Consider the following 26,600-nt stretch of genomic DNA (forward strand, 5'->3'; position numbering starts at 1 on the left):
ATCGACTTTCTTATGAATTTTATAGAAAGAAAAACACTGGATGTTAATACTACCCATGCCATCCTTCAAGACGCTTACGATGCTTTGCCGCAGCTGATGAGCCTGTTGGCGCCTGGCGGTTGGGAGGAAAGCAGCTTTCATCAGGAACTCATGGACAGCCGGCAGCTATTTTATGACTGTTATCTGGAAAGTGATAGCGCAAGTGTATGGGAGACAGACTCCTCCTCTAATGTTAGCGCGCATGTGGATCAGCCCGAAGAAAAATTAAGCCTTGATGATTATTTATACATCTGCTTTCCACCGATTGGCTACGATTACTTAGAGCTATTTTACTTAATTTCCTGCATGCTCACTGAAATCACTTTTGTCAGTAACCTCTATCGAAATCATGACGGCGACATGTATTATTTCGATGAAATGACAATGGAAGATCTGGTGATCCAATTGGCGCATGAGAATGGAGAAATTGATAAAAACTGGGCGAATTTGATGGTATTTACCTTTTCGCCGCCCTACATGGAGGCGATGGAACTGCACTATTGTCTGGAGGTATTATTTCGGATTTTGCTAAAACATGGCTTTCAGCTCGATTATTGGCACAATGAGATTTTACAAGTTGTCGATCTTCAAAACGTATATCAAGAACTATTATTCAGTAACCTCGACTCCCATGAAAAAGAGCAGCGGCGTGAATCGGTTAAAGCAGATATCAATGCTATACTCCGTACCTACGATAGCTCGACGATTGATCCGCTCGACCTACCGACCATCATCGAAATGTTTAACCTGCGCGAAGTGTGCCCCATCGTGCTCGCCTACCTCCATACCTATGGTGAATTTCCAAAGGGATATCCTTATTTATTGACCGAATATCAAGGCTATCTATAAATTGCCCTTATCAAACTTGGCCTATCGATCAATCAAGTTTGGCCTAACGCGAGGGTGAGATCAGGTAGTAATTTAGTGTTGTAAAGTTTTTCAAGCAAAAAAACTTTACTGCTACCGATACGATGAATTGGAAGCAAATATTTACAAACCAAACTAAACATACGATGTATGAAAAAAATTAAAAAAATGGTATTGTCTCTTCTGGGAGGAGGCGCTACCGCAGGAGCGATTGCTTTAGTGTTAATGTCAGCAGGCTTAAAAAAGGAAGAAACCAACAAACTTGCTGACCTTCATTGGTTCGAGGTGACTCCATCCGGAAACTTTGGTTCTGCCATTCCTACTGGTGAAGATGGATTACCACAGCTTCAATGTACAAGCACAATTCCTACGACACTTTGTGCTGTTGGGCTTACGGACGAACAAGTAGATGGCATGGGCAATCCGGACATTTCATCCCCAAATGATGCAGATAATAGTAACAAACGTTATAAAGATGAACAATAAGATTTTATAACGAATATCTGCAATTCAGCCTAGTAAATTTTACTAGGCTGATTTTTTAGTTTAGTTATTTTCATATCCTCCTAAATCAATCGCTGCTTTCGGAAATGGAAAAACAAAACGTTTATCCATAGGCTGCAATTCAAAGACCTGTGCATCCAAAGTACGAACAATTTTGATATTATCTTTATCAAGGATGTTATACCTTCTGATGTCACTCCATCGGATCCCTCTGAATACTAATTCCTTCCTTCGTTCCTCTTTAATCTTCGCCAATAACTGTTGCTGATCATCTAAACCGAGTACAATGTTATTATTTCGATACCGATTCGTTAATACATTAAGCAGATCCGTTTTTCCCGCAGCAATATTTTTAAGCCTCACATTAGATTCGGCACGGATTAAAAACAGCTCAGCAGTAGTGATACCTCCAAAAAGTATGGCGCTTCCAGCAAACGACCCTTTAAACGTATATCTATCGCCAGAAATCTTAAAATAAGCAATCTTCCGTAGGTCATCATTTTCGTACTGTTGATATAATTCTTCCGAGACGAGCGCATTACTTTGCGTCATCCCTGCGGAGGAATAGAGCGTAGCGTGAAAAATCACCTCCTTGTTAAACATGGCAAATGGAAAACTTGCCGTCAAGTTTAATTCATTTAAATCCTGTAATTCATGCTGCAAATTAAGACATAAATCTGCGTATTTAAAGCTATTAGCGTAATCTCCCATTTGTAGATACACTTTGGCAAGCATCGCATAAGCTGCGGCTTTTGAAGGCCGGGTTTTTACCGAAACAGTAGCCGGCAACAATACAGCCGCTGCATGCAGATCGTCAAGCATCTGCTTGTAAGTAGCCGACAATGTACTTCGATCTACATGGATATTCAGATCCGAAGTCAATCTAATCGGCAGACCGAGATCGGCTTCAGCCAATTGTGGCTCGTATTGCTTGCAAAACTCCTGCGCCAGCTGGTAGTAGCACGATCCGCGGTAGAATAAAGCTCCGCCTTTGGCATTATCAAAATCATTACGCTCAGCTACGTTTACCTTGTTCTGATTTAAATACGACAGGCCATCCAGTACTACATTGGCAATATATATCTTACGGAATCCCTCTGTCCAGTCCACAAATTCGTCGTTTATGACCTCCAATTCATCGGACCAAATATATGTATACTTATAGAGGTTCGTGAGATTCTGCCAACGTGGAAAAAGTATTTCATAATCATCACCTGCATATTCCCCCATAATCGGTTGCCCCGCATTTAATACCGATGCGTTATCCAATAGCGCCTGATAATCTTTCACGGTCGAGGGTACATTTTTCCGTTTATCGTACTTCGCATCTAGAAAATCTTTCTTGCAGGATAGTAATAAAAAGAGACTAGCTATCACCAGAAAGCATATGGTTGTTAGAAATTTCATGTTTATCTATTTATTTTATTATAAAACATCTATTCGGGTTTATTAAAAATTTGCCTGCAGTCCAAAAGAATAACTTGGTCGGGCAAGAATGACCGTGGTCGGATAATCAGGATCTAGACCCTGTTTATTTTTACGCCATAAGATTCCCAAATTGGCGCAGTACATATTGAAGCGCAATGAGCGAATACCAAACCGATTTAATTGTTTACCGCTAAAATCATAGCCCAATTGTATATCCTGCAGCCGTATATGATCACCTTTTTCGACCAGCTCGGGCGACCGTTCAAAGATTAGCGCACGATTGATATCATTGAACTGCTTGGGAAAAGAAGGGATTTGGCTGATTAGTTCATCACCAGGCTGCTGCCATCTTTTCTCATAATCCTGATGACCGGCTCCATTGTAAAAAAGGTTGTAATAATTGATTGAATTCCTGCGGAAGTAATAACCCATCTTAAATGTCAGATTGAAACTAAAGGAAAATTGATCATAAGAAAAACTATTTCTCAAGCTCCCGAACACCGGAGCGCTCTGTGGGCCATGGTAAATAAGATCATCCAAGCCTAACGAATTTATATAGGCTGTATATTCCTTACCAATCGTATTGTTATAGTTCACTAGCGGGTCACCCGTGCTCGGCTCCAATCCTTCCCATGCAAAACTGTATAGACCATAGCGTGGCCTGCCCAAAATCGGGGGGCTATAAGTTGTAAAATAAGTAGCAAGATTGGTATTTGTTGTTTTGAAATCCGTGACTTTATCGCGTACAAAAGATAGGAGCAGTTCCGAATTCCATTTAACTCTACCTGTGAGATTACGTGTATTCAATTTAATATCCGCCCCCTTTGTTTCCATTGCGGCATAGTTGGTTTTCATGGCCGGATTGCTGCCCATAAAATAGCCTAATGTAGGATCTATGGCCACCTGCCCGATCAGATCGGAAGACTTCTTTTGATAGTAATCAACATTTAGACTGACCCTATTTTCAAGAAACGAAACATCAAGCCCTAGATTCGTCTGTTTCACCTTTTCCCAGCGCAGCGAAGGGTTTGCCGGGCTTGATATCGTGCCTTGTAATAATCCCGTAGTTGAATTATTGGCATAAGACACGGTCGTAAAGGTCGATACCGATTTATTGACATTGCCACTTTCACCATAAGATGCACGCAGGCGAAGTGAAGGCAACCAGGAAAGACGATAAAAATGCTCCTTATCGATCTCCCATAGCCCTCCCACCGACCATAAGGGAACTCCACGCTGATTGGTCGAGACACCAAACAAGTTTGACTCGTCTTTACGGATACTGGCATTAAGCGTGTAGCGATCAAGGTAAGAATAGGTCGCATTGGCGTAATAAGAGACAAAGCGGTCCAAATAATCCAACATTCCGGAGGGCGGTGCAGGCAGCAGGCTTGTTGTACCCCGCGGGCGTGTAGGGTATCGGTTAACAAAATCCAGTCGCGTAACCGAACTGACCACATCCGGATCAAACCCATACAAGGTTGAAAAATTACGGGTCATACGGGATTGTCTCACATCCAGACCCGTTATCGCTGTCAGGGCATGATCATTCCACTTTTGGCTATAATTAAGCTGAGCCCGATAAGCATGCGAAACCGTACGGTCATACGTATCCCGAAGCTCGTTTCCGTAGGGATAGATCCGGGTACCATCTGCTTGCGTGTAGGTATTGACATAGTTACGGACATAATAGCTATCTTTATCATAATCTATCCGCCCATTATCATCCAGCTTTTGGTACTGATAATTGAGATCGAGTGATAATGGCGTAAAGATCCGATACCGCAGCCCCGCATTCCATCTGATGGTGTTATTTTCTAGTTGATTTTTCACTAGATTTAATTCATCCAATGGACGGTACTCCCAGTCCAGCAAGCCCTCCTTTAGCGCATTTTCGGTGACAAAGGGCCTATAGTTTTTGATAATAGATAGGGCATTCCCGTCCCTATCCGCAAACTGCGCATAAGGATATAATTGTTTGCCCGTAACCTGCTGTATTGCCCCATATTCCAGCCCATTGTTCTCCGAGAGACTCTTTATCAAATTTATTTCTGTAGAAAACTCCAAATCCTTGGTCAACTTAATGTTATTCATCGCCCGCAGAGTAATCCGTTGATAGCCATTTCCACGCACATCAGCCAAGTTTTTATCAAAGCCACCCGATACCACATACTTAAATCTCTCCGTACCACCATTCATCCCAAGGCTATACTGTTGATTGATCCGGTTACGATAGAAATATTTCTCATAATCATTGCGTACATCCAATTCAGCCCATTTATCCAGTTGTGCAGCTACTTCATTCGGATCTATGCCTTTGTCCTTTGCTTGTTGCAGGTATTCAACCACAGGGCTTAGCGCATTGAGGTTGGACGGTGCCGTATTATAAAAACCCTGATCAAATAGCAACCGCTCCACATCAATAAACCAGCGTGATGCCAAATAATTCTGATTTTTAAACAGGTCGGGCTTGGGGCTATAAGAGAGATTGGCCGAAAAGGAAATAGCATTCCCTTGATTATAACGTCCTTTTTTCGTTGTGATGACAATAACCCCATTTCCAGCTCTTGCACCCCAAATGGCCGACGCCGAAGCATCCTTCAGAACTGTAATGCTCTCCACATCATTGGGATTGATACTGGCTAGGTCACCTTCATAAGGAAAATTGTCGAGTACAATCAGCGGAGCCATATCCGATTCAATTGTACTCAGTCCCCTCACATTGAGGTTTAGAGGTTTACCGTTCGCGACAAGTGATGTCGGCTGGGAGACAGGAATATTATCCATTCTTCGGTCAAATAGCAGCCCCGATGTTACCCCTTCTAGCCTTGCGATGACGTCAGTACCGATAGCTCGATTCAGCAATGCACTATCGATAACCACAAAAGAACCCGGTACCTTACTTTTTCGAAAAGACTGATACCCCGTATTCACAGTCACCTCGTCGAGCATGGTATTATTTTCAGTTAAATGGATCGTATTAATCGCTGATGATAGCCAAAGCGTTTTTGATCTGAAACCCATTGAGCGAACAATGACATGCAAGGAATCTTTTAGTGTCAGCGTGATGGCACCATTTTCATCAGCCTTTAAAGAAGTCTTAGCATTCAAAAGATCCATTGTGGCATGCGCAATAGGCCTATGATCAGTTTCAGAAAGTATCCGAATTTGATGTTTTGACTGTGCATAGCTGCGACCAAAGTTTATCAGCAGCATACACAGTATGCAAATTATAGTTTTCATAAAATACTATCTTTTTAAATTTTCAAATACAAGCATATTTAAGGTAGCCTGACTACGTACGAGTTTCAATCCATAGCTAGCCAAATCTGAATTTAGCGCTTTCAGATTGCGTGCTAGATCCCGATCGATGGTCATCTGTATATCTATCGGGAAATCTATTTGAGTATTATCGACTATGGGAATACCCAGATCAGGATTGATGTAATTTAAATTGGATATCAGGTCAGCGATCTCCACATTTCTATAATATATAAGTGTATTATCATCCCATATTTTGGGCTTGTCATTACCTAGATATTTTAGTTTATTCACCTTGGCAATCCTTTTCAGTGCCCATACAGATACTTTTGTCGGCTTTACCATAGCTTTGACGTTCCATTTATGCATTAGAAGCCCATTGATATCGTCAATCATCTGCCTTTTTATAGATTCCGTCCCCTTATTCGATCTCTTTTCTATGGCATAGCAATATCCATTTTCACGTAGCCAAATGGCACGTTCGATCTTATTTAAACTTTTAGCAGGCATCAGTATGCGATCTTTCACTGAGTCGGCGCAGTTAAATATCAGACGGCCTAAATGCCCTGCCATCGGAATTTCAGGCTGATTTGCCTGTACTAAAAGCGTAGCCAGAGACATATTTGTGTAGAGGTGTGTATTATCCGTCTGTTGGACAACATTGTCCGATAAACCCTCGATGTATTCAGTCAGGACACTTCGATGAAGGTATTTATCGGTGGAAAACTCTACCAGATTTTCATAAGCAGATTTGTTGGCATCAAAGATCAATGGGACAACTTTTTCCGTCAGGTTGAGTGGCTTTGCCAAAGCTTTCTTAAAATAAGCGATATCGTAATATTCATGCCCGGTAATCGCCATTACTTTCCCGTCCCTGATCCAGACCAAATGAGGCAATACCTGATGTGGGAAGTACCGAGAGAGCTTGTTATCGCCATATACAGAAAAGAATCTCCACTGGTTATCAGTCATTTTTTTCAATACCTTTTTTTCATCTTCATTTGAGACAGGTATAAATTCGATAGACTCATTGGATAAGGTTGCCTTGATACTATCGAGCTGATTGAGTCCTTTGATGCAAGGGCCGCACCAGGTGGCCCAGAAGTCCAAAATAATTAATTTTTTAAGCTGGTAATCTTGAAGGGAGATGTTGGTTCTAGCAGCCGGATGGTTAGCGACGTTTAATGAAAGATTCCAAAGTTCTTCTGGAATGGTATCCCCTACTTTCAGCGGTTTAATAAAAAGCCCATCAGCCCCGCTGTCCTTGCGGGGCGTCTGAGCTGATAAACTAAACATATGAAATACAGCAATGCATGTCAGAAGAATTGTTGTATTCTTCAATGCCTTTAAAAAGCAAATTAAATAGGATTGAAAAACTAGAAGGTATAACATCACAAGTACCTTAATCCTTAGCATTTGGATATGCAGCATTGCGCCGCTATTGGATTGTAGTTTTAATTTTTTCATCATTTTAGGGATTGGTATTGGATTGGGATACACGCTGGAAGAAATCGGAAATGACCTTAGAAGTCTCTATCACTTCTTGGTTCACCTCCGATGAGATAGATACCTTGCCAAGATCCATTTTATGGGTATGGATGATGCAGTAGGCTATCAATGTGCGGAGAAGATCCAGGGAGAATTCAGACAACTGTGGATTCCTCTCCATATTTTCCTTGTCGCTCGTATCTGGGTGTAAAGCAACAATATATCCATGAATTGTGCTCAAGGGGTATTGCTCCCAAAAGTATTGAACATCTTTAACAGGATCATATCCTGATCGATGGGTTTCGTAAATCACCATATCAAGGAGGACTAGGTGAGCATAATGGGATCTCATTTTTAGATTTTTAATCGCAAGCTTAGGGCATAGCTATTCCAGGCCGACTGAATCAGCTACTTTTTCGGGCCATAAGCCACGTGTAATAAAATTGATTAATTGGGGGAGCTAGAATTCTTTTGAATGAGTATCACTAGGTAAATAATTGGGCATCTCGAATTCCATAGCTGATGTGACCAGATCATTGCTGGCTGAATCATACTGAGCTACTCGGGTGACTTGAAGATGTTTTTTGTGATTTGTTTCTTTTGTTTCATAGCTCACTTAAGTTAAATTTTATAAAGTGAGTCCCATAAGGTTTTTAAGAACTATAGCGGGCTCCTATCAACCGTATAGCAGGCTTCCGACGGCCTAGTGAAACGGAATTACGATAGTCGCCCACGAGCTATAGCTTGCACAAAAGTACAAAAATATCTACATGGGCATTGGACTACCGTCTCGTTCACTAGTAATTTGTCGGAATTCACTATCGAGACTCTTTTAGTCAAATGCTATTCTATCCAAGATTTGAATGAATATTAAGCAAATATACAAATTTTATTTATTCAATACAAATATGTATCGAATAAAACTCTCGATTATGTCAACATTTGGTTTATGACCAACTATTCAAAAATCGAAATAGAAATTATTAATATCTCACTAGGACTAACTGTCAAATTAAGGAGACTAGAACACAAGTATTCTCAGCTTGACTTAGGTATTATTAGTGAGACCGACAACACGTTGATAGGCAGGATTGAAAGAGCGGAACATATAGTTGGTTGGAATGTCATAATGTTGGTGAGTCAAAAATTAAATATTAACTTCCCTTCACTATTTGTACTTAAGACCAAGGCGGAAGTTTTAGAATTAATCGAGGATTGTTTAGCCTTAGAAACTAAGTTGACACAACAGAAAAAAGCGTTTTATGACAAATTGAAAGTGCGGATAGGGGATTTGTATGATAAAATAAGTTAGTTTTTTATTAAAACTGCCTATTAAGATGAGTATAATAGATAATAAAGCTGAATTAGAGGATCTCCAATATAAATATCTTAAAGAGGCAGAAATAATGTTCGGTAATAAAATAGACTACCACTACGGAGGTTTGTCTTACTATAATGGGAATCCTATTGTCGTAGATAATGGTTTAGATCCTGAAACAGGAAAAGATTCCTACAAGATAATGCTTAACGGAATAGGAGCAATTAACGATCTTACCGATGGTATATTTCAACTGTCGCACGAAGTTGTTCATCTTATTTCACCTGTAAAACAAGTAGCAGGTAGAGAAATTAATTACCTCGAAGAGGGAATGGCTGTATATTTTTCTAAAGTCATTATTGAGCGTGATACAGGAGACCTTTCATTTTGTCAGAATGCTTTCAAAAACAATCCTAAGTATTTAAAAGCATTAAATTTATACCAAGAACTTATAAGTATTGATCAATATGCAGTAAAAAAGCTTAGAGTCAAAAGCCCCATTATTGCAGATATTACAACGACAAATTTTAAGGAAATTGGTATCAAAGCTAGTGAAGATTTAATCGGAGAATTACTAAAAAAATTCTAATCCTATTAGTTTCAAATAGAATTACATGCAGCAAAGCAGCTTAAGATTAATCGTACGGTAGTTTACACTACCAAGATTTGGCAACAATCATTTGTTTCTACTTTGGGTAGATCTCGATAATTTTTCCCTTCTTTTTACCCATGATATTTAATTCAAGAAAAATCTTAGTATTAGTAAGGTTACCAAATTTGTATTGATCTGAAATTTTTATCTCTAAGCTCTGGTTTGGTGCAATTGAGAATACCTTAAATGACCCTTCGATCCCCATATAATGGGGCTTCATATTAGGATCGTTCTTGCTCGTACCTTTTAGAAATTCAAAATAAGTGATGGTTATGTGTTTTGAAGACTTATTATAAAGAACAACAACGTCATCTGAATTTGGTTCGCCAGTGAAAAAATATGTAGTATCAAAGGCTATCCGACTTTTCCACCATGTGTTTATCGCTAATAATGTCGATAAAATTGCCGAGTAAAAAGCAGCTATTGTTTTTAGTTCCATTTTAAACTGATTATTATAGAGTACATTTGATTGGTCAACAAAATCAACTTTAATATAGGATTTAAAGGGGACCTCTCAAATTCTTTTATTGGATTTGTAGACGATAATAACAATAATAAACGAGATGGACGGATATTGAAACACAAATAAGAGTGGCTTTCTTACACGGTAAAGACTAAAAGGGCACTCTCGATAAGCTAATGGATAAAATATTAAAAAAGGACGTACTTGGTATCGATGACTTTGGTCTGGTAAATCTGGACCGCCAGCAAACGGTCGATCTGATGAAAATAATTGAAGACAATAATTTAAATCACAATTTATTTTTATAATTTTACCATATTAACCTTTAAATTAAAACATGGAAATAGTAAGTCTTGCCATATTGGCTTATACATTTGCAAAACCTTTTATTGATAAAACCGCTGAGGGGCTCGCAACAAAAGTTGGTGAAGACATTTGGTCTTTTATAAAAGGTCCTTTTGAACAAAAAGGAAAAGAAAATATTGAGAAATATGCTAAAGATAACGCGGAAGAATTTAAAAAAGAGCTAGAGCATGAAATAACAAGTAATGATTTATTCAGAACTGTTCTTCAAGAAAAGATAGAAAAAGCTCAAATTGAGCTTTCTGGCAATTTTCAACAAAATATTAATTCTTTTGGGAGTATTGAAAAGCAAGTAAATATTCAAAATAATTCAGGAAATCTTTCTTTCTAATGGGATCTGAATCTCAACATGTAAACAATCACGAGCCCATAAAACAACAAGTTAATATCAATAATGTAAATGGGAATCTTGCGTTCACAAAAGTTAGTAGGCTTGCACAACGCTTTAAAAGGTTGAAAGAAGAAGTTGAATGTAGTGTACATTACAATAAATTCATTGATGATTTTAATCGCTATAATACCAAGTTAGATGGGCGAAGTATGCCTGATAAATTATCAGATGGGGGGTTTCAGAAACGCGATATTGATAGAGCTACATACAGGAAGCACCAATATGTTAAAAAACTGGAAAGAAATAAATTATACGAAACCGCTCAATTAATTGATCTTGAATTATTTGCCATAATAAATTTAAATTTTGAAACATATATTGAGCCATTAATAGACAGTGACGCCTCTATTAATGAAATAAAAGTAGCAGTTAAAGAAAGGATTATTGACCAAATCTACAATCTATTAAATGAAGATGGAATGGACGACACTTTCCTTAATTATAATGTAGATGATCTATATGGTATGATCTTTTTTCTAACAGGAAAGTGTCATTTAAATTGGACGAATTATGATAATTTATAACCAAGCATTCGATTATTATCATGCTATATATAGAATGATAAGATTTTTGACACACTATAAACATTCTGAATTTATAGAATTAGATCGTTTAAGAATTTGGGATTTTTATTTTTTGTTCCCACAGGAAGTACATAAAATCACTCTCACCAAAACTGACAATGAAATAAGAGAGTTAAGAAAAAGATTTATTAAAGAAAGGAATAATCCATACAATCAAGTGTTCGACAACAAAAAAGTATTTGAAAAACTTAGACCCTATCAATTGACAGCTCTACAATGCTTAGCGTCTTATGGAATAATAGATAAAACTTTACTTAAAGAAAAGAGAGTTTCAATTATTTCTGAAAGCTTGCTGGAGGAATATCATGCGGAATTTGAACCACTTAGTTATACAGAGCAAAATGTGGTAGCATTAATGACTCTTTATTTTTCTGACATTTCTTTATTTGGTCCCAACGGGTTAAAAAGTAGAACAAAACTAATGGTAAGTCGCTATGACGTATAATACATTATTTATAAATAGGTTAGTTGTAATTTCACTCAATGGTAAGATAGCCTATGATCAAATGTTTCATAGAGGAGTCAATATTATCAGGGGTAAAAACAGTAGTGGCAAATCAACTATTTCAAATTTTCTGTTCTATATACTAGGAGGAGATTTCACAGACTTTGTCCCAGAAGCAAAAAGGTGCCAAGAAGTATATGCTGAAACAGAGATGAACGGTGCTGTGATAACTATAAGAAGACCAATATTATTGGATGAAAACTTAAAGGTTAAATCAAAAACACCAATGTATTTCTTCTGGGGAAATTATGATGAGGCGATAAACCCACCTCCCGAGAAGAATTGGCAAAAATTTGGGTATAACTCTTATCCCGAAACCAAAAGTTTTTCCAATGTTATTTTCGATAATCTCGACATACCTATAGTAAAAGGAGACAGTAATATTACCATACATCAATTATTGCGCTTGATGTATATTGATCAAGACTCACCAACAAGTTCATTATTTTTATATGAGCAATTTGACTCTCAGATAACGAGAGAAACAATTGCCGAACTCTTATTGGGTATTTATGATGATGACTTATATCAAAATAGAAGACAATTAATATCAATAGGTAAAGAAATTGATGAAATTAAAGCTGAAATAAAGGCTACAAAAGGATTTTTTTCAGATCCCCTTCTCCTTGATCCAGTGAATTTGGAGACCAAAATAGATAATTCGCAACTTGAAATATCGAAAATTGAGAATAAGATTATAGAGCTAAGACAGGACAGTAATCAAAAAAGCAAAATTGATATAAATAAGCTCGGCTTTAAAAAACTTAGTAATCAAATTGTGAATCAGCGAAAAATTGTCGAAGGGATAAAAAATGAATATGAGAATACCAAATACGAAATAGCTGATAATGAATTTTTTATTGCTTCCTTGGAAGAAAAAAGAAAAGCTTTAAATAATTCTTTGATAACAAGAGACCTATTAAACAACTTTAATTTGGATTATTGCCCTGAATGTCTTTCTGAGATAGAAATTCAAGTTGACAATAACTCCGAAAACCAGTGCAAATTATGTAAGAGCAAAATAGATTCTAACTATGGAATAACTCAAGGAAGGAGGATGCAGCAAGAGCTAAGTTTCCAAATTATCGAATCAAATTCTATACAAAAAGATCTTAAAAAAGATCTTGAGGAGCTTGGTCCCAAATTAAAAAAGGAATTAGGTATACTCAAAAACCTACAGTCCCAATACGACGAAGAAGTAAAGGAGGTACGAAGTAGTAAACAGGATGAAATCGAATCATTATATCTACAAAAAGGATTCATTGAAGGCGAAATTCTACAATACAGGACGATGCTGGAAAATGCAGAATATTATAACAAACTCTTAACAAAGCGAGATGAATTAATTAAAAATAAAGACCTAATAGAAAGATTCATTAGAAACGCCGAAAATCAACAAACTAAATTAAAGCTTCAGATTGAGACGACCATCAAAAATGAAGCATTATATCTGTTAAATAACGATCTGGATAGGCAAGATGAGTTTAAAGATGCCAATGAATTTACCATTGACTTTTCTAATAATATTGCTTTTTTAGCTACTAAACATGCAAAATATTCCGCAAGCTCTAATTTTTATTTAAAACTGACTGCTCGATTTGCATTATTTCTTGCATCATTATCGATACCACAAATGAGATATCCAAGACTTCTAATTGGCGATAACATGGAGGATAAAGGTATTGAAGAGGAACGAGCTCAAAATTTTCAAAAGATTGTGATTGAGAGACTAAAAAGCTTTGATCCTAACTCATATCAGCTCATTTTCACAACATCATATATTTCTAGTGAATTAGAAAATAGTGACTTGGTAGTGGGAGATTTTTATAAGAAGGATAACAGATCATTAAAAAATATCTAACTCAATCAGTCTATTTGAAACTTAATTATCTCAAAAGAACTTTAACATTACATAAAATATTAATTAAGAATTCAGAAAAATAAAATTTCACCAAAATGTTTATTACAAAAACCAAATCAGTGACTTTTTATACCAACAGTTTATCAGCCTTACTTCATGCGCTTCTTATTTATTCAAATGTACGACAGTTTACGTTACAGTCACATCAAAAAATATTAACATAATTTTCATGAAACTATATTTAACATTGGTCAATTTCTTGTATATTACAGCATAAACTCCAATATGGAGCTCAATATAAATCTACATATTTTCAATATCCATATTAATTAACCTAATGATTCACAAAATTGCGACGATTAAAAACCTAGGAAAACTCAAAAACCCTGTATTTGGAAAAGAAAACTGGAATGGGATTCTGAAAAATATAAACATTGTATATGCAAATAATGGAAGTGGGAAAACCACTCTTTCCTTACTTTTTAGATCTTTAAAAGGAAATAACGAGATTTTGTCTAAAAAAAAATCCTTTCATTCAGATGGTCAAATAGAAATTCAAATATTTGACTCAACAAAAAGGGAATTTAATTACAAAAGAAACAAATGAAATAAACACTACGAAAAAATTGAAATATTTGATAGTTTTTATGTTGAAGATAATGTTTATGTTATTACGGTCAAGGATGATCATAAAGGGTCTTCAATTTTCGAAATTCTTCTAGGAGAAGACGCTATTAATTTGAGAAAGCAAATCGACATTTTAAATATTGAACTTAAAAAATTACAAATTAAAAGAACAAACATCAGAGCTAAAAAAAATAAAACTGAAGATGAAGTAAAGAAGAAAGAATACGAGTTGCTCATGATTCAAAACAGTCTTGAGAAAAAGGCAACTCGGGAAAAAATTAAAGATATCGAAGTTGGACTGGTAGAATTATCTAAAAAATATCAAGACCAATACTTATTTAAGATTAATGAATATCTGAAATACTTTAACCCTTCCTTGAAACTTCTAAGGTTAAATCAATATAACACTAAGGCAGTTTACACCCTAGAGATACTTGGTTATCCTATCACAAACACAAAAATACATTCTCTTAAATACTCTTTAAGCGAGGCGGATAAAAGTGCTCTCTCAATATCATTTTTCTTCTCTAAGTTAGAATTAACCCCAGATCTAAATAATTACACTATCATAATAGACGATCCTATAACCAGTTTTGATTATTCAAGAAAAAGTAGCACCATAAATATGATATACAGGTTATCTAGCAAAGTAAAACAAATAATCGTATTAACGCATGATCATCGATTTGCCTTCGATTTATCTAAAAAATTCTCGAACAGTTCAATCCCTTGTGAGAATATCAAAATAAACACGAATTCAGAAACAAGCTATTTCCAACTACACAATATTGAGCGAGAAAATCTATCGGGAATTTTTAAAGACTTAACAGTACTAAATGAATATATATTAAACGGGGCACAAACAGATTTAGAAAAAAGAGAAGTTATACGATGTATCCGCCCTGTAATAGAAGGTATATTTCGAATAAAATACTTCGGAATAATTAAACAAAATGAATGGTTAGGGGATATAATCGAAAAAATTAGACAGTCAACAACGAACACTGATTTTTATAGATATAAATCTATATTAAATAATATAATAGAGATAAATGATTACTCTAAGGAATTTCACCATAGTAATCCTCTATATTTTGAAACACCAATAAATGACTATGAGTTAAAATCGTATGTGAACAATACATTGAATCTTATACGGGAAATATAGGTTAATATTAAAAATTGAGAACTCGTTTTCTAAAAGGGAGCGTAACACCTGACACCAAGCCGAAGCATCCAGATCTGAAACCTCACATATACACTTAGGGATTCGAAGTAATGTTCTAAGGGATTCAGCTATGAGACTGTAACGTGAACTCGTGTCAGAGGAATAATTCAATAAGATTATTTATATTCAATTATTCAAACGACACGGTCATGAAAGAAAAAGACCCATTCGATTTTTCGTTAGTGTTTGTTTTTAAAGGAACTCAAGAGGGCTTCGCCGTTTTGAACGCTTCAAGGCAGAAGATGCAAGGTCTTTACGAAGGTAAAAGTTTGTCTCCCAATGATGGCGTCCTAGCGCCGTTAATGAAGCATCTGTTGGAATCAATGATGGATGGAGAACTGGAAAACCATTTGAACGAAGAGAAAGCTTCGGGCAATAGCAACCGTCGAAATGGCAAGACCAAAAAGACTGTCCGTGGCCTTAACACTGGAACATTTAAGCTGGAAACAGGCCGGGATAGATCGGGAACGTTCGAGCCTAAAGTAGTACCTAAGAGACAATTAATCATCACTGAACAGCTTGAGGGACACGTGTTGAGCATGTATGCCAAAGGAATGAGCACACGGGCGATAAGCGAGTTTATACGCGAAATGTATGCAATGGAGATCTCTGCCACAGAAATATCACGTATTACAGAAAGTGTGCTTCCAGCGGTAAATGAGTGGCGTAGCAGGCCTCTTGAAGCTGTTTATCCCTTTGTATTCCTGGACTGTATGCACATCAAAGTTCGCCAGAATGGAACTGTTGAATCGAGGGCTATCTATAATATCCTAGGAGTTGGTATGGATGGTAGAAAAGATCTAATCGGTCTTTATAGCTCAGAAAATGAGGGAGCTAAGTTCTGGCTTTCAGTTCTTACAGATCTAAAGCAACGTGGCGTTGAAGACATCCTTATTGCTTGTATTGATGGTCCAAAAGGGTTTCCAGAGGCCATAGAAGCTATTTTTCCAAAAACAAAGATCCAGTTGTGTATTGTTCACCAGATCAGAACAAGTATGCGCTATGTCACTGAGAAAGATAAAAAGCTTGTTATGGAGGATTTAAAGCCAGTCTATAAAGCCGTGAACGAAGAAATAGGTTATGAGAACCCCTTGTCTTTCGAAGAAAAATGGGGCAAGAAATATCCTCTCGCTGCCAAATCTTGGATGGATAATTGGACCAATCTTTCTACTTTCTTTGAGTACGAGGATCAGGTTCGCAAGATTATATACACCACAAATCCGATCGAGGGAATGCACCGTCAGATACGAAAAGTCATTAAGTCTAAAGGAGCCTTCAGCTCCGAACAGGCACTAATGAAATTGATGTATCTGATCATAAAGGATATCGCAAAAAAATGGACAATGCCAATGCATAACTGGGGCTTGACCATATCCCAACTTTATATTAGATTTGGGGATAGGCTCAAGCTCGAAAGAGGTTTTTAAGTTTTAACCCTATGACACAGTTGGTGTTACACTCCCAAGGTCATTACAAATGACAGAAAAACAGACAACCTAACATTGTCCTTTATAGCATTTTTGAGGAGGTTTAGGGGGGCTTTATTTGTAGCAATCCGATACATTAACATACTAGCACTCAATAGAGCCCAATATATTGTATCTTTTAGCAAGGATTTATCCCAAAAACCAAATATTGACAGTAGGTATATCAAGCCATAAAAGTGACCTAGCGTCAGCAGGTATATAATGCTGAACTTCCAATTAAACAAAAGCTTTAGTAAATTCCATACTGATTTACGTAGCTTAGGAGATGATATAATCAGGCAAATAATTATAGCTAGCCACGAGAGGTATGCCAGCTCTCTTGTGCTAAATATGGATATGAGGTTTTGTATATCTTTATAGATTATTGAAAATTCCATAGGGGAGTTGGTTTTATATCTGCTCGTCAACTTCTTCACCAATATTTTTTAAGTAGGCATTTAGATTTATCGCAGGTATTGTTCCGATTGCCTGTTGCAGATACCTCGTTAATTGCATAAAGAATGTTACAAAAGAGTTGTCGGCATTGCTGAATTTAATTTTGTTGAATTTTCTGTTAGAGTAAAACTCTAAATAAGCATCTTGCCCAGCGGTTGTAATTTCTGCATTAGGATTATAGTCAATATAAAAACTTCCATAATCAGCAATACAACCCAAATCAATACTTTGAAGATTGTCTAATGCTTTTATGTGCTTTTCAATAGTGTTATTGTTTTGGTGTGTGAATGTGTTTGTACTACATAATATCCCCCCAACGATTTTAGTTAAAGGACGAGGAGACGATTTATGTCCGCCATTGATGAAACTTGCCGCTTCTCTTTTCAATATTCTTACACTTTCAATCTTTTCTCCCGCATATTCAATATAATTTTTGTCTCCGACATTTCCTTGTATATCAGGTTTTACTTCAAAAACAGCATATACGCCTTCGGCAGGTATGTAGTAAAAACCGTTTTGATTAAAAATAAATGGAGTGAACCAATTATCGTAAATCACAATATCCAATTGTTGACTTGTGTTGCCTTCATGATCTATCACAATTGCTTTATCAACACAGTATCTATTTGGTAAGTATTTTCGTAACCATTCAATCCACGCATTTTCCAAGGCATCGCCTTTAGATCCGGGATGGTCAATAAATTCTCGATTTGTGTTCAATTGGGCAGACATCTGTTGCTGTAACCCCTTGAATAATTGTTTTAAATTAACTTGGTTCATATCTGAATAATTTATTTTCAAACCATGCGTAAAATCCAAAAGTCACTGAGGACTTCGAATATCCAATTATTAGCAAAACAGGATTAGTAATGAAAGTATGCTTACTGTTTATAATCGTATTTATTGCCGAAATATCTGTTACGCTCGGTATGGGGTTATTATCTGGATGTGTATGCCATTCTCCGATGTAAACTAAAGAAGGATCTTGTCTGTAATACTCCTCCAACGCTTCCTTCAGTCCTTCAACACCTCTTTCGAAGCTTGTTTTGGTAGATTTAAAATCAATTGGTAATATACTATCAATGATGTTCACCGTTCTTTTATCGTCCGAATAATATCCTACTAAAACCCCTCCAAATTCTTTTGGATACTGATTACGTCCATAAAGCACTAGCATATCTATTAAACTCTGTTCAATAGAAATCCTTAATCCAGTTTCCTTATTTACCAATTTCACAGCTGCTGTAATTCAATTTCAAATCCATTTTTGTTATCCGTTGAGAGGTAAAAAGACCGCAGCTTAACTTCGCGTTCATAATTTAAATTGATCTGCTTTAAAGCATAGTGTACTAGTACAGAAATATCGTTATATGAAGCCTTAAATGTAGGGTTCCAACATCCTGTAGGATTGTAAAGATCTTCCACATCATTATTCAATAAAGCATAAATAGCATTGGTTGCACTATATAAATTTGGATTTACCGTACAAACCAGCTCTTTGGCATGATTTGTAATACTTATACTGAAAATATCAGATTTTGTTGGGAGGTTATTCAACATAAATGCTACATCATTATCCGTCGTACAATCGAATACAACATCAAAATCAGAAAGTGCTTCGCAGAGATAGTTAGCCCATTCACCGTTACCAATTCTAAGCTTCGCTGTATCCAATAACTGTTCATTAAATTTCAGTGCAACGAATGGAGAAATCGACCTTAACGTCGTCACCAACTCATGAATCTTTTTATTCACTCCAGTTGCAAATAAATACTCCGATCTACATACATTTCCAGCCTCTTTCATATCGTGATCAATAATTATCAAATTTGTTGCACCACCCCTTACCAAAGTTTTTGCCAGGTTGCTACCGATCGCGCCCACCCCTAATACTGCAATTTTTGCTTTAGCTAATCGATCGTTCATTTTGCCTCTTCCAAAGAAAAAATCATAGGAACAATTATCCGTTTGCTGCCACTTTATTTCTTGAGGTATGCAGAAGTAATTCCAAACCCTCGTTTTAGGAATTCTATCAGCTTTGATTGGAGTTTTATCCATATCAATCCTTATTGATTGCCAATGAATATTGATATCATCTATTCTGTATCCTAACAAAAGAGATACATAACTACCATTGTTCGGCTTCCAAGCTCGTTTTATATTATGCAAATATTCTTTGAATGAATATGGTAGGAATCCATCGAGAGCTGACCAATCGGATACCGCAAAACGACTCATTTCTACTGGGGGTTCTTTTAGAAACACAAAAAGTCCTTCAGACTTCTCCCTCGCATATAAATCAACAAAACCTGTATCCCACTTACTTGTAGCGACTTTTTTATTTTTAATTCGGTAATCGACTACAATATTTGAGTGTAATATCTGCTGAGGCTTTCCTTTCACAATATTTGAACTAATCCTCGAATAAGTAAAAATTCCGAAATCATCATCGTTAAATAGGTAGTCTACATCTGTAAACAGAAACACTTCACCTTCTGTTCCTGATTCAGCAGAAACAATGATATGCTCGTAGTGGCTATCTTTTCCTTTCTCAATGTAATATTTTTTTACCCACTGTTTTAAAGAATCGATGTCATAACCTATCTTTTGCGTTATATCTGAGCTATGTAGAGTGTGTAAGCAAATTGACCCGTCCCTATTAACGTGATTTAAAGAGATCAAATCTTTATTGATAAATCGAATAGCTTCCTGACCTTGGAAACTTAGTGGATAGCAATCAAATATTTCAACTGCGAAATCCAATTGAACGTCCTCAATCGAAATTTTTATATTCCCTTTGAGCCGAATTTCTTCGGACTCAAAGGGAGTTAGAATTTCGACTCCATCTATCTGTTCTAAAGCAGAACCTATTTGGTCTAACCGGTCCATGTCTTATCCAAATTTGACAGGAGGAGGCACAGAACGAGAGTCTCCGTTAGAGCCGTAAGTTTCCTCCGGAGGAAACTTCTCATTGATTGGAAAATAAAGTTTAATCAAATCGCTTGATTCATCAATTCTTTCAATCAGATAAGCAAAATCTGATGAAAGACTTTTCTTTTCATAATCTGTTAATGTATCAGCAACTTCATTATTGGTATTACCCGGATCTGGAAGAGAAATTGATTCTATATTATCCTTAATAAATACCAAAACAGAACGTAACTTATCCCAAAGACCACCTTCAATCGCTAGCTTATCGAATGCTTTTATAACAATAAGCTCTATAAGAAATGACTTAGGATAATTCTGGTTTGTATGCTTCTTCCAAACCTTTAAAAGCCTGATGATATTACGAACGGACGTACGATCATCCCCACTTTGTCTTATATGGTCGACTTGTTTGCGTACATTGGAGCGGATATAATCACTTCCTTGCTCAAGATTGCCAAATTGCGAATACACATATAAGTTCAGCTTTTCATCCTCCACATACTGGCCTTGATTTAATTCTCTACCTGGCACTATATCTATTTTTACTACCTCTCCGTCAACGTCAGGGAAGAATTCTATTCCAATAGATACTTTTTGTTTACGAACGTGCGCCTCTCCATTAAATTCCTCATATAAAAAGTCGTACACCGCTTCATACATTTCCTCCAATGTACTAAAGGCGTTGCGTTTAAAAGGGGCCATTAAATCGAAATCAAATTTGAGATTAATTGCTGTATGCTTGGCAAATGAGCCAGAATTAAAAGGAGAATATAAATTATCCCCAAATCTTCCCTTGAGGCGGTCCTTTATTGTGTCTCTCTTTTCTTTGAACTTATCTAATAGCCCCTCTTCCTTACTTACCTTATGGGAGCTCAATACATCCCATAAGTAACTACTTCTATCAGTTGCCATTTATCACCTCCTTCTCGCTCTCCTCATTATTATTTGTACTACTTTTCTCCTTTGAGCTGGTATATCTAGGTGTAACACTGGTGAGAACACCTGCTAGCATTACCAAACCCCAATAGTCCTTATCCGCATAAATCATATATGCAGATATCAAAATCAAAAGAATTGACACTAAATTGTAACTAATGTACTTCATTTTATTTCTCCCTCCTTACTCCTTTAAACTTACCACCAGATGTTTTCACATCCATAAATTGTCCTGTTTGTGTATCACGCTTCGTCCATAATCCTGTTGTTGGATTTTGAGACTGCGTACGCCCACCGACGTATCCGTGACGACGATTGTCACCCGATTTGCCATTTCCAGCCATAACTTTTTTAGCTTTGAAATTTTAACCATTGCTTATACCAGACCATATTGAATATCTTTTTGCAAAAAAATACATACGGATAATCAAGGCGATCTTGCTTAAGCTTTATTTAATCCCAGAAATAACGTGATTTGTACTTAGGAAACCGGTCAGCGTGTAACCCCGGCTGTGACTAGAAAGAGAAAGTATAATTGCGGTTTTTCCGCAAAAAATTTTGATTATGCAAAACAAAAAGCTTTATTTTGCGTTCAAATAAAAGAACAATTACTTTCGTCTTGGCTTTCTAGCCACGGATGATACAAAAGAGCTAAGAGGTCGAAGACTTAGCTCTTTTTTTTATACCATCCTCCCACATCTATCCATATCTCATTTTCATACTACTAATTATTTTATTATTAACCTATCAGTTACAAACAAAATTACTAAAATTTAAATCACCATTTCCTACAAACAAGATGGAAGTTTTCCACATTAATCAACATCTAGCAACTCAAAGTATTCCACCATTAAATGAACTGTTGTATATGGATTGCGATCAACTATTCCCCTATCTTGCATTCTTCTATAAAGCCGTACAGCTCTTTCTTTTGCTGCAGGTAAATGCATATATAAAGATTTGAAATGGTTAAGCTTAGTTTTGTGATAACCAGGCCAAAGTCGCATCAAGTTACGCAAACAATCTTCACCACTTCCAAATGCTCTACCACAATCCTCAAAATGCAATGTAAACCAAAACTCCAGACTAATTGCAGAATAAGCAACCTGAAAGCCCTCTAACTCGCAAATATCAAAAGCTTCAACTAAATGAGGTGAATTATCATGATCGAAAAATAACCAAACACAATCGTAGGCATTTTTTTCTTTATAAGCTTTAGTAGCTTTTCTCTTCGCTTCTTTCGCTAAACTACGGGGGTCATTCTGTTTATGCTGAACGATTTCTATAGTTACCATCCGTTGCCGCTCACGCGAAAGGCTAGCCTGCAGAGCACGAGCATAGATATACTCGGTCGTTCCCTCACATAATACCAATATTCGTTTATTAATCCCCCTAGCCATTTCGAAATATTAGTCCTGCATAGCAATTAATAACTCCATATCATTAATAATTGGCGTTGCTCCAAAACGCCCAGTAATATACCACTTATCTAAAGGCGTATTTAGACGAACGCCCTCCATATCCGAACAACGGAACAGAATACTTTCTCCGTATTCGTTCTTTTCAGTAAACCAAACTTGATCCCTACGAAAAACTTCACTACTCAATTGGCTCACATCATGTGTAGCAAATATCAATTGTGCATTATATTTATTGAATACCGGATTATGAAATATTTGAATCAAAAACCTTGTAATCATAGGATGCAGATTTTTCTCCAGTTCATCTATGATCAATACCGAACCATCTTCTAAGGCTTCAATGATAATTCCTCCTAAAGCAAAAAGATTCTTAGTTCCCGTCGATTCGTCTTTCACTTCAAAAGTATGGCTACCGACTCTCCTTCCCGAATCAAACAGTCCGTGAGAGGTTTTAATATCATACCTAAACTTTTCTTGTATGCGACCTCTCACCTCTTCAGGAACGGCAGATGGAAAGTCAAATCCTTTCCAGTCCATTTCCTCAACAGAGACTTTTTCTATCCCAGTATCTAAAGCACATATCAAAGCATTAAAACGCTTTGTAAAAGTACCTTCTTCGTCTTCTGCCAAACGTCGAGCATAAAATCGTTTGAGATCATCTTCTGTATCACTATCCATAAATGGTACGGTTTGCAAAATTTGATCGAAAAAATCATAGGCTCCTGTTAATGCATCAACATTATTTAATGCAGCTTTTGATAAAAAAAGCTGATTCGGAAGAAGCATTTTTTCAATTGTTTTTTTTGCCCCTTTATAATAATCGCCAAACTTAATATCTGAATCAGTCTCCCTTAGATAAAGTAATGCTTTGGAATTACCCTTATAAAAAAATAGCTCTTCGTAAACTATTTTAGTAGCAGTAAACTTTACCTTATATAAATACTTCACCTCAAGACTAACAAATTCTGCTTCAAACTCTACGGGCTTCTGTTGATAACCAACATCCAGCATAAATGGCTCATAAACCGGAATATCTTTATTCGGCTTAAAATTAGCGGAATGATTGACCAAATAATCCAACGCTCGTATAGCTCTCAAGAAACCTGATTTTCCAGAGGCATTTGCTCCAAACAACACACTACTTCGCAACAAATCCCCCTGATAATTTTCAGGAGAACCTTTAACTGAGGTTCTCCTCATGTCTAATATGGCTCTTTCCTTAAAGGATCTAAAATTTGAAACTGCAAAATAAACTAACATATCTCTTCTGTTTATACACAAAAATAAAAAATAAAAATGATAAAACCTACATTTTTGTTCAAAATAAACAAAATAAACATTTTAATCATTTTTAGAACATTTTAAACATTATAAACAAATAGGGCAAACAGCCCAAATAAGTCTATTGACTCGATTAAGAAGACCAACCAAAAAATTCAGTTATATTTGTAATACCTAATATTTTTAATAAAGTATCAAGGAAATAGTAAAACAATATGAAGACATCTTTGCAGAAACAAACTAAGCACGAAGGTGCCAAAGTAACTCACAAAGTTTCTAAAACTGGGCCTGCTGTAACTACTGAGAAGAACAGATTTAAAGGTATGCACCAAAATCTTGAAAAAGTTGAACCGCTCTATATCCCAGGCTATAAAATTAGAGGCTAACACCCTCAAGATTAAGCCAATCGACTTCCGAACATATACCAAAGAGTGATCAGATACTTTTATTTTTCTTTACGATCCACATGTATAAGAGTTATAATCTGATCTGGACTATTAAAATTTCTATCTTTTTTTCGTGTTCTGTTTCTCCTCTTGTTCTATCATCAGACCCAAAACAGAAAACAATAAAGTCTTGGGCGGGTACGAAGCTTCAAGCTATCTAGACGAGAACGATTCGCACGACTCGGTAACGATTTCAGGTATTGTCACTGAAGCTAAGACAAAAAGAAAGGTACCCAATGCCGAGATACGATTTTTAGATTCTGAAGGAAATACGCTCAAAAATGTATCTTCAGAATCAGATGGATCATTCAATACCAAACTGGCAAAACTCACAAAATTTGGAAGTATCGAAATTGATGGAAATAGTGTCGGCTTTCTTACGATAGCAAACATTGACTTTGGTATTTTTGTCAATAATACTAAGATAAAAGCTAGACTATCCAAGTACGATTATTCTGCAACGGAGCAAGAATTTTCCAAGAAAGAAAATCTAAATCAGCTAAAGCGAGAGATAGAAGAAATGAAAAAACAAAAGGGGTAATTGACAGCATTTCACCGATAAGTATTTTTTATTTGCTCATTTTTGTCATAGCAATATTTAAGGACGGATACTTTACAAAAAAACTAAGTACGAAGTTAAGGTAGTTCAAAAGATGAAGAAAATGATCGCTTGAAATTGAAATCAGACTTACAAAAGACACTAGTTAAAGTAAGTTTATTCTTTCACCTGAGATATCCATTTCGGAGCACGGTCAATAGTCTGTCTAAGGTATAAATTCAATTGTGCAACATGATGCTGAATATGCCGCATATTATACAATAGAATCTCAAGGAAAGAAAAGTTTTTAAATTCGTTGATCCAACGTGCATTCATTCTGCTAGGAGTGAGTTCTTCTATATGCGTTCTAGCTTTTTGTCTGCAGTACTCCAAATACGCAAAAATTTCTGATCTGGTATATGTCCGATCCGGTTTTTTACATGTCGGATCAAATTCTGAAAATGTAAACGGTTTTGGTGGCTCAAATTTATTGGGTTCTACAGATAAATAATAATCTGTCCAAAAGAGACAGTGGAAAGACAGATACCAAAAATCTAATGCTGTATCCCAATGCTCATCGGTACACATATGGATCGCATTTTCAAGCATGTCTAAACTAGCGCCAAACTGGCTCCAAAGTGCGTCTTTTACCATAATTGAATCTTGCATATTTGATTTTTTAATCAGCGCCGCGATGTTCCTTATTTATTCAAAAAATCCTTTATCTCATCATTAACTGGAGAATTATTGTAATTATCTATAGCAGTATAGGCCCCACCTAAATGCTGTCCTAACCGTTTTTTTAAATGGGGGTTTTCAGAAAAATCCAATTTACCCAAAAAACTTAGATAAATGGCATTTTGAACCCGCTTATCAACTAAAGGCAAATTCTTCGTTACAAAATTTACCATAGCATCAAACTTATCCCCGTCATTTTTAGCTATCGCTTCCTGCATAAATCGCTTGAAACTGCCCATTTGAAAGGTAATAGACGCCCTGTAATCTTCATCTAAAAGCTCCTCCTTCAAACTCGGAAACAAATCGATCAATTCCTTAATAAATAAATCTTGGTCTTTCATCATTATTATATTGGAACAACTTCCTTACTTTCTTCCCTCCTTAAATCAATAGATCTTGAATGCGATGATAAAATTAGCGTTTAATATAATCCCTATATTCTTCCTGAATCATTCCCGTGGAAATATATCTATGAGAAGATGCTTTATAGCTGAATGTGGCAAATTCTAAAGCATCAACGATTGAAGGAAAAGTATGAATTACGCCAAAAGGTTCATCAGGATCAATCAATGAAAACGCATAGATATCCATGAAATCTTCATTCCCCTCATCAAAGCATTCAAAATAGGCGACAGAAAAACTTTCATCGTTTTCCTTATCAATACTTAACCATTTAAGAATGGTATAATCATCTTCCTGGACATCATCCAGCCACTGCTCTACAGATTTTCCCAGTCTAAGCCTTGTTCTGATTTGATCGTCTGTTAAATACTGTATCATAAATAGAAACGTGATGTATGAATTTAGT

29 protein-coding genes are annotated in these 26,600 nt (G+C 36.3%); 14 read left to right on the forward strand and 15 right to left on the reverse strand.

Annotated features, from left to right (window positions below; genetic code table 11):
* The first annotated feature begins 12 nt into the window (after window positions 1-12).
* Both VXM68_RS21015 and VXM68_RS21020 read left to right on the forward strand, forming a co-directional pair.
* On the forward strand, window positions 13-888 hold the full coding sequence (locus tag VXM68_RS21015) for a hypothetical protein (protein ID WP_367209918.1): 876 nt from the start codon (window positions 13-15) through the stop codon (window positions 886-888).
* A gap of 168 nt (window positions 889-1,056) precedes the next feature.
* Complete coding sequence (locus VXM68_RS21020) at window positions 1,057-1,392, forward strand: hypothetical protein (protein WP_312365289.1); 336 nt, start codon at window positions 1,057-1,059, stop codon at window positions 1,390-1,392.
* Between the two features lie 60 nt (window positions 1,393-1,452).
* Here VXM68_RS21020 and VXM68_RS21025 read toward each other — a convergent pair whose 3' ends face one another.
* The 4 genes from VXM68_RS21025 to VXM68_RS21040 are packed head-to-tail and all read right to left on the reverse strand — an operon-like array spanning window position 1,453 to window position 7,939.
* Window positions 1,453-2,817: a RagB/SusD family nutrient uptake outer membrane protein gene (locus tag VXM68_RS21025; RefSeq protein WP_367209919.1), complete on the reverse strand. Its 1,365-nt coding sequence runs from the start codon at window positions 2,815-2,817 to the stop codon at window positions 1,453-1,455.
* 42 nt (window positions 2,818-2,859) lie between these two features.
* A complete protein-coding gene (locus tag VXM68_RS21030; RefSeq protein ID WP_367209920.1) occupies window positions 2,860-6,081 on the reverse strand; it encodes a SusC/RagA family TonB-linked outer membrane protein in 3,222 nt (1,073 codons plus the stop codon).
* Window positions 6,082-6,087: 6 nt separating this feature from the next.
* On the reverse strand, window positions 6,088-7,569 hold the full coding sequence (locus tag VXM68_RS21035) for a TlpA family protein disulfide reductase (protein ID WP_367209921.1): 1,482 nt from the start codon (window positions 7,567-7,569) through the stop codon (window positions 6,088-6,090).
* 1 nt (window position 7,570) lies between these two features.
* On the reverse strand, window positions 7,571-7,939 hold the full coding sequence (locus VXM68_RS21040; RefSeq protein WP_367209922.1) for a hypothetical protein: 369 nt from the start codon (window positions 7,937-7,939) through the stop codon (window positions 7,571-7,573).
* Window positions 7,940-8,536: 597 nt separating this feature from the next.
* Here VXM68_RS21040 and VXM68_RS21045 point away from each other — a divergent pair.
* Entirely contained in the window at window positions 8,537-8,899 is a 363-nt protein-coding gene (locus tag VXM68_RS21045; RefSeq protein ID WP_367209923.1) for a hypothetical protein, read from the forward strand.
* Window positions 8,900-8,924: 25 nt separating this feature from the next.
* The gene (locus VXM68_RS21050) at window positions 8,925-9,494 is read left to right on the forward strand and encodes a hypothetical protein (RefSeq protein ID WP_367209924.1); all 570 of its coding nucleotides are present in this window, start codon (window positions 8,925-8,927) and stop codon (window positions 9,492-9,494) included.
* Window positions 9,495-9,591: 97 nt separating this feature from the next.
* Here VXM68_RS21050 and VXM68_RS21055 read toward each other — a convergent pair whose 3' ends face one another.
* A complete protein-coding gene (locus VXM68_RS21055; RefSeq protein ID WP_367209925.1) occupies window positions 9,592-9,996 on the reverse strand; it encodes a hypothetical protein in 405 nt (134 codons plus the stop codon).
* A gap of 200 nt (window positions 9,997-10,196) precedes the next feature.
* On the opposite strand from VXM68_RS21055, the gene VXM68_RS21060 reads away from it, so the two are divergent.
* The 8 genes from VXM68_RS21060 (at window position 10,197) to VXM68_RS21095 (ending at window position 17,006) form a co-directional block, all read left to right on the forward strand.
* Window positions 10,197-10,328, forward strand: coding sequence for a hypothetical protein (locus VXM68_RS21060; protein ID WP_367209926.1), 132 nt, complete (start codon window positions 10,197-10,199; stop codon window positions 10,326-10,328).
* A 29-nt stretch (window positions 10,329-10,357) separates the two neighbouring features.
* Window positions 10,358-10,714 (forward strand): hypothetical protein, encoded by a 357-nt coding sequence (locus tag VXM68_RS21065; protein WP_367209927.1) that lies wholly within the window; start codon window positions 10,358-10,360, stop codon window positions 10,712-10,714.
* Window positions 10,714-11,298 carry an ABC-three component system protein gene (locus VXM68_RS21070; RefSeq protein WP_367209928.1) on the forward strand — a complete coding sequence of 195 codons (585 nt, stop codon included), beginning with the start codon at window positions 10,714-10,716 and terminating at the stop codon, window positions 11,296-11,298. Before VXM68_RS21065 ends, VXM68_RS21070 begins: the two co-directional genes overlap by 1 nt.
* Window positions 11,285-11,803 (forward strand): ABC-three component system middle component 5, encoded by a 519-nt coding sequence (locus tag VXM68_RS21075; RefSeq protein ID WP_367209929.1) that lies wholly within the window; start codon window positions 11,285-11,287, stop codon window positions 11,801-11,803. The genes VXM68_RS21070 and VXM68_RS21075 overlap by 14 nt, the downstream gene beginning before the upstream one ends.
* On the forward strand, window positions 11,793-13,724 hold the full coding sequence (locus VXM68_RS21080) for a hypothetical protein (RefSeq protein WP_367209930.1): 1,932 nt from the start codon (window positions 11,793-11,795) through the stop codon (window positions 13,722-13,724). The genes VXM68_RS21075 and VXM68_RS21080 overlap by 11 nt, the downstream gene beginning before the upstream one ends.
* Window positions 13,725-14,061: 337 nt before the next feature.
* Window positions 14,062-14,331: a hypothetical protein gene (locus VXM68_RS21085; RefSeq protein ID WP_367209931.1), complete on the forward strand. Its 270-nt coding sequence runs from the start codon at window positions 14,062-14,064 to the stop codon at window positions 14,329-14,331.
* Between the two features lie 132 nt (window positions 14,332-14,463).
* Entirely contained in the window at window positions 14,464-15,519 is a 1,056-nt protein-coding gene (locus tag VXM68_RS21090; protein ID WP_367209932.1) for a hypothetical protein, read from the forward strand.
* A 209-nt stretch (window positions 15,520-15,728) separates the two neighbouring features.
* Complete coding sequence (locus VXM68_RS21095) at window positions 15,729-17,006, forward strand: IS256 family transposase (protein WP_367209933.1); 1,278 nt, start codon at window positions 15,729-15,731, stop codon at window positions 17,004-17,006.
* Between the two features lie 450 nt (window positions 17,007-17,456).
* On the opposite strand, the gene VXM68_RS21100 is transcribed toward VXM68_RS21095, so the two are convergent.
* The 7 genes from VXM68_RS21100 to VXM68_RS21130 form a co-directional block, all read right to left on the reverse strand.
* Window positions 17,457-18,281, reverse strand: a complete 825-nt coding sequence (locus VXM68_RS21100; RefSeq protein ID WP_367209934.1) for a DUF6602 domain-containing protein — start codon at window positions 18,279-18,281, stop codon at window positions 17,457-17,459.
* On the reverse strand, window positions 18,268-18,738 hold the full coding sequence (locus VXM68_RS21105; protein WP_367209935.1) for a Mov34/MPN/PAD-1 family protein: 471 nt from the start codon (window positions 18,736-18,738) through the stop codon (window positions 18,268-18,270). The genes VXM68_RS21100 and VXM68_RS21105 overlap by 14 nt, the downstream gene beginning before the upstream one ends.
* Entirely contained in the window at window positions 18,735-20,390 is a 1,656-nt protein-coding gene (locus VXM68_RS21110; protein ID WP_367209936.1) for a ThiF family adenylyltransferase, read from the reverse strand. Before VXM68_RS21110 ends, VXM68_RS21105 begins: the two co-directional genes overlap by 4 nt.
* A 3-nt stretch (window positions 20,391-20,393) precedes the next feature.
* Entirely contained in the window at window positions 20,394-21,344 is a 951-nt protein-coding gene (locus tag VXM68_RS21115; protein WP_367209937.1) for a nucleotidyltransferase, read from the reverse strand.
* Window positions 21,345-21,538: 194 nt separating this feature from the next.
* Window positions 21,539-21,712 carry a hypothetical protein gene (locus VXM68_RS21120; protein WP_165306093.1) on the reverse strand — a complete coding sequence of 58 codons (174 nt, stop codon included), beginning with the start codon at window positions 21,710-21,712 and terminating at the stop codon, window positions 21,539-21,541.
* Window positions 21,713-22,183: 471 nt separating this feature from the next.
* Window positions 22,184-22,768 carry an RloB family protein gene (locus VXM68_RS21125; protein WP_367209938.1) on the reverse strand — a complete coding sequence of 195 codons (585 nt, stop codon included), beginning with the start codon at window positions 22,766-22,768 and terminating at the stop codon, window positions 22,184-22,186.
* Window positions 22,769-22,777: 9 nt separating this feature from the next.
* Complete coding sequence (locus tag VXM68_RS21130) at window positions 22,778-24,049, reverse strand: ATP/GTP-binding protein (RefSeq protein WP_367209939.1); 1,272 nt, start codon at window positions 24,047-24,049, stop codon at window positions 22,778-22,780.
* A 236-nt stretch (window positions 24,050-24,285) separates the two neighbouring features.
* Here VXM68_RS21130 and VXM68_RS21135 point away from each other — a divergent pair, with 236 nt between their 5' ends.
* Together VXM68_RS21135 and VXM68_RS21140 are read left to right on the forward strand one after the other, a co-directional pair.
* Complete coding sequence (locus VXM68_RS21135; RefSeq protein ID WP_367209940.1) at window positions 24,286-24,456, forward strand: hypothetical protein; 171 nt, start codon at window positions 24,286-24,288, stop codon at window positions 24,454-24,456.
* Between the two features lie 190 nt (window positions 24,457-24,646).
* Window positions 24,647-25,057 carry a hypothetical protein gene (locus VXM68_RS21140; RefSeq protein WP_367209941.1) on the forward strand — a complete coding sequence of 137 codons (411 nt, stop codon included), beginning with the start codon at window positions 24,647-24,649 and terminating at the stop codon, window positions 25,055-25,057.
* A 174-nt stretch (window positions 25,058-25,231) separates the two neighbouring features.
* On the opposite strand, the gene VXM68_RS21145 is transcribed toward VXM68_RS21140, so the two are convergent.
* From VXM68_RS21145 to VXM68_RS21155, 3 genes are all read right to left on the reverse strand, one after another.
* Window positions 25,232-25,723, reverse strand: a complete 492-nt coding sequence (locus VXM68_RS21145; protein WP_367209942.1) for a DinB family protein — start codon at window positions 25,721-25,723, stop codon at window positions 25,232-25,234.
* A 32-nt stretch (window positions 25,724-25,755) separates the two neighbouring features.
* Window positions 25,756-26,136, reverse strand: a complete 381-nt coding sequence (locus tag VXM68_RS21150; RefSeq protein ID WP_367209943.1) for a hypothetical protein — start codon at window positions 26,134-26,136, stop codon at window positions 25,756-25,758.
* Between the two features lie 70 nt (window positions 26,137-26,206).
* Window positions 26,207-26,572, reverse strand: coding sequence for a hypothetical protein (locus tag VXM68_RS21155; protein WP_286753508.1), 366 nt, complete (start codon window positions 26,570-26,572; stop codon window positions 26,207-26,209).
* Between the last annotated feature and the right edge of the window lie 28 nt (window positions 26,573-26,600).

Source organism: Sphingobacterium sp. R2, assembly GCF_040760075.1.
In the GTDB taxonomy this organism is placed as follows: domain Bacteria; phylum Bacteroidota; class Bacteroidia; order Sphingobacteriales; family Sphingobacteriaceae; genus Sphingobacterium.